The sequence below is a fragment of the Candidatus Thiothrix phosphatis genome, from assembly GCF_035668035.1.
Classification (GTDB): Bacteria; Pseudomonadota; Gammaproteobacteria; order Thiotrichales; family Thiotrichaceae; genus Thiothrix; species Thiothrix phosphatis.
Window position 1 is genome coordinate 1 of record NZ_JAYMYJ010000023.1, and the last position, 4,061, is coordinate 4,061.

The 4,061-nt window shown below is 60.6% G+C and carries 3 protein-coding genes; 2 read left to right on the forward strand and 1 reads right to left on the reverse strand.

Annotated elements, in window-relative coordinates; all coding sequences use genetic code 11:
- Positions 1-89: 89 nt before the first annotated feature.
- Both VSS37_RS02640 and VSS37_RS02645 read left to right on the forward strand, forming a co-directional pair.
- Complete coding sequence (locus VSS37_RS02640; protein WP_324693080.1) at positions 90-488, forward strand: PEGA domain-containing protein; 399 nt, start codon at positions 90-92, stop codon at positions 486-488.
- A gap of 316 nt (positions 489-804) precedes the next feature.
- Positions 805-2,589 (forward strand): ABC transporter ATP-binding protein, encoded by a 1,785-nt coding sequence (locus tag VSS37_RS02645; RefSeq protein ID WP_324693081.1) that lies wholly within the window; start codon positions 805-807, stop codon positions 2,587-2,589.
- On the opposite strand, the gene creD is transcribed toward VSS37_RS02645, so the two are convergent.
- A complete protein-coding gene (creD, locus tag VSS37_RS02650; RefSeq protein WP_324693082.1) occupies positions 2,516-3,943 on the reverse strand; it encodes a cell envelope integrity protein CreD in 1,428 nt (475 codons plus the stop codon). The genes VSS37_RS02645 and creD overlap by 74 nt on opposite strands.
- Positions 3,944-4,061: the final 118 nt, after the last annotated feature.

Sequence of the window (4,061 nt, forward strand, 5' to 3'; positions counted from 1 at the left end):
TATAGAACATTTAACCCCGTTAGCAGGTTTGCAGCGTATGGCTGAGTGTAGACAGTATTAGTTCACCAGCTTAAATAAAGGAGCAAACCATGAGCCGTTACACCAAAACACTCACAGTCGCCTTGATTGGCAGTGTCATGCTGCTGTCCAGTGGTTGCGCCACCATCACACGGGGCGCGGAACAGGATTTGGCAGTGGAGTCAGATCCGGCAGGGGCATCCGTTACCTTGTCCAACGGCATGAAAGGCACAACCCCGACCAGCTTTAAGGTCAAGCGCAAGGATAGCCTGACGGTGACAGTACAGAAACCGGGTTACAAGACCGCAACGGTACAAGTAACCCCCAAGGTTTCTGATAACGGAGCGGCAGGTATGGCAGGAAACCTGCTTTTTGGCGGCATCATTGGCGCGGGGGTAGATGCTGCCAATGGTGCAAACAAGGATTTGACGCCTAATCCGGTCAAGGTGACGCTGCAAAAATCCCGTTAACGCGGCTTATGTCTGGATGTGGGTAGCACAGAGCCTACGCATGACCAAGTAGATGCCAGGAAAATGACTGACCACTAGTCAATCACACAATAAGCATTCCTCAACACCTGGCCTTGATCCGTGCAGTCGGGAGCGGTTGCACGGTTTTTTTACCGGGTTGATTTTCCTGAATGAGATTAGGCAATCATGGCAATTGTCGACGGCGAAAAAATTTACAAAGGCAGCTTAATCTGCTTGCCATAACCACTCACAGGAAAGGCGCTGATACAGCGCCTTTCTTTTTGGTGCAGCGTTTGATTCCGGGTAGTATTGCGCCATGAACACGAGCACCCCCGAATATACTTGGCAAGACCTGTTCCGGCAGGCGCTTGCGCACCGCAAGGAATTGCTCACCGCCAACGCCGTCGCCGTGCTGGCGGCGCTGATCAGTGTGCCGATTCCGCTGCTGATTCCCCTGCTGGTCGATGAAGTCCTGCTGCACAAGCCTGCGGCGATGACCGGCATGATGGACAGCCTGTTCCCCGCCGCGTGGCATGGGCCGGTGCTGTACATCACCGGCATCACCCTGCTGACCATGGCGCTGCGCCTGCTGTGGCTGGTGGCGATGGTGTGGCAGACCCGCGAATTCACCCTGATCAGCAAGGATCTCACCTACCGCATCCGCCACCGCCTGCTGCGGCACATCGAAACCATTTCCATGACCGAATACGAAACCCTCGGCAGCGGCACGGTCAGTTCGCGGCTGGTGGTGGATGTGGAAACCATCGATGCCTTTCTCGGCGCCAGCATCAGCAAGCTGATTGTCGCGGTGCTGTCGTTGGTGGGCGTCACCGCTGTGCTGCTGTGGCTGCACTGGCAACTGGCGTTGTTCATCCTGCTGCTGAACCCGCTGGTGATCCTGCTCACCACCAAGCTGGGCAAATACGTCAAGGAGCTGAAAAAGCAGGAAAACAGCGCGTTTGAACTGTTCCAGCAGGCATTGACCGAGACCCTCGACACCATCCAGCAAATCCGCGCCAGCAACCGCGCCAGCAGCTTTTTCGGGCGGGTGGGGGAACACGCCGCCGACGTGAAGCAGCACGCCGGACGTTTCGCCTGGCGCAGCGACGCCGCCAGCCGGTTGTCGTTCACCGTGTTCATTTCCGGCTTTGACGTGTTCCGCGCCGTCAGCATGCTGATGGTGCTGTATTCCCACCTCAGCATTGGCGAAATGCTGGGGGTGTTCAGCTACCTGTGGTTCATGATGGGGCCGGTGCAGGAAATCCTGGCGATCCAGTACAACTGGTATGGCGCCAAAGCGGCCTTGCAGCGCATCAACACCTTGCTGTCGATGCGCCCGGAGCCGCAATACCCCCACCATTGCAACCCGTTTGCAGGCAAGGCCACGGTCAGCATGCGCGCCGAAAACATCACCTTCGCCTATGGCGGCAGGTCGCCGGTGCTGAAGGATGTGAACCTGACCATCCGCGCCGGGCAGAAAATCGCATTGGTTGGCGCCAGCGGCGGTGGCAAGTCCACCTTCGTGCAAGTGCTGCTGGGCCTGTACCAGCCGCAGCAGGGGCAATTGTATTTCGATGGCGCGCCGGTGACGGAAATCGGCCTGGATGTGGTGCGCGAACACGTCGCCACCGTGCTGCAACACCCGGCGCTGTTCAACGACACCATTCGCGCCAACCTGACGCTGGGGCGCGGGCAGGCGGATGAAAAATTGTGGGAGGCGCTGCGCATCGCCCAGTTGGAAGACGTGATCCGTGGGCAGCCGCAGGGGCTGGAGACGATTGTCGGGCGGCAGGGCATGCGCCTGTCCGGCGGGCAGCGGCAGCGGCTGGCGATTGCGCGCATGATTTTGTCCGAGCCGAGCGTGGTCATCCTGGATGAAGCCACCTCGGCGTTGGATATGGAAACCGAACAGAAACTGCACACCGCCATGGGCGCATTCCTGCAAGGGCGCACCACCCTGATCGTGGCGCACCGCCTGAGCGCAGTGCGTCAGGCGGATCACATTTTCGTGTTCGAGGATGGGCGCATCAGTGAGCAGGGGAGTCATCAGGAGCTGCTGTCGCAGGATGGCCTGTACCGGAAGCTGTACGGGGAGGCGTAGCCCCGTTGCCTGCCGCCAGCGCATACCAGTCGAAATGGCGGGTCGCCAGCATCAGCGCCGCCAGCACGGCGAACAGCAGCACGCTGCCCATCAGCAGGGCGTTTTCCTCCGCTTGCAGGATCACGTACAGCAGTGCGTACAGCCCCGCCAGCCCCGCGCCGAGCAGCAGCCCCAGCTTGCGGCTGTGCAATATTGCGCCGAAATACAGCGTCAGCAGGCCGGTGCTGGCCAGCGCCGCCGCCGCATATGCCCCCAGGAAGGCGATGTGTTCCGACAGTGAAATCAGCAGCAGGTAGAACACCAGCAGCGCCATCCCCACCAGGGTGTATTGCACCGGATGCACCCGCAGTTTCTTCAGCAGTTCAAACAGGATCAGCGCCACGAACGTCAGCACGATGAACAGCGCTGCGTATTTGATGCTGCGTTCCGACTGCTGGTACACATCCACCGGCTGGAGCAGGTCGAAGCCTACCGCGCGCTCCAGCAGCCCGGCGCATTCGCCCTTGCCGCATTGCTCCAGCGCGCCGCTGACGTTGTAGGAAAACGCGGACGCCTTCCAATGGGCGCTGAAGCCGCTGGCGGTCACATCGCGGGTTTCCGGCAGCAATTCGCCGCTGAAGCTGGGATGCGGCCAGTTGGCGCTGAGTTGCACGTCGCTGTTGTCGGCCAGCAGGGCGAAATTCATCGAACGCATCCCACGCAATTCCATTTCGAAGGCGAACGGCAGGCGGGCGGGCTGGGTCAGGCCGATGTCGGGCAGTTTGGCGTGCATCCCGGCGCTGGATCCGCCGGGCAGGCCGTTGCCGGGCTGGAAGGCCAGCGGCGCGCCGTCCCATTGCAAGGCGGGCGGGCTGGCGACGCCGCGCTGGTCGCGCACCATCACCGCCAGTTGCGGCGTTTTCCAGCGGATTTGCGCATCCTTGTTGCTGGCCAGCAGGTCAAACAGCGGCTGGGTGTTGAATTCACCCGTAACCTGCAAAGCGCTGGCGTAGACCGGCGCGGCGTAAATGCCCCGGTAGCGCAGCGAGCTTTGCAATTTGCTGCGGATAGCCAACTGGCTGGGGAGCAGGTAAAGGGTGTCTTCGTCGGTCGCTTCGCGCAGCACTTCGCGTTCCTTGCCGTCCTTGTCCTTGACGGTTTCGCGGGTGTTGTAGGTGCGCTGGTAAGGCACGGCCAGCACCGGCCCGGCGAGGGTCTGCGCCCCCGGCCAGCTCTGGCCGATGCTCTGGTAGGCTTGCTCACGCCAACTGGCGCGCTCCCCCACCAGCCCCAGCATGAAGGCTTGCGGGATCAGCAACAGCAGGATCAAAAAGGCGATGACGGCGAGTTTGAGGTAGAAACGCTGGTTTGGCACGGGAGGCTCCTTGTTCTTGGTGACTGGTGGCCTCAATCATAAAAAATGATTATTGAGAATTGGCGGGCAGGCTGTGGAAAAAGGGTGGAGCGGGGTGCAGGTTTGGTGCAGGGGTGTA

Bases quoted from the DNA above. Each gene is read 5' to 3' on its own strand.
- VSS37_RS02640 (WP_324693080.1), top strand. From the start codon at position 90: ATGAGCCGTTACACCAAAACACTCACAGTCGCCTTGATTGGCAGTGTC.
- VSS37_RS02645 (WP_324693081.1), top strand. From the start codon at position 805: ATGAACACGAGCACCCCCGAATATACTTGGCAAGACCTGTTCCGGCAG.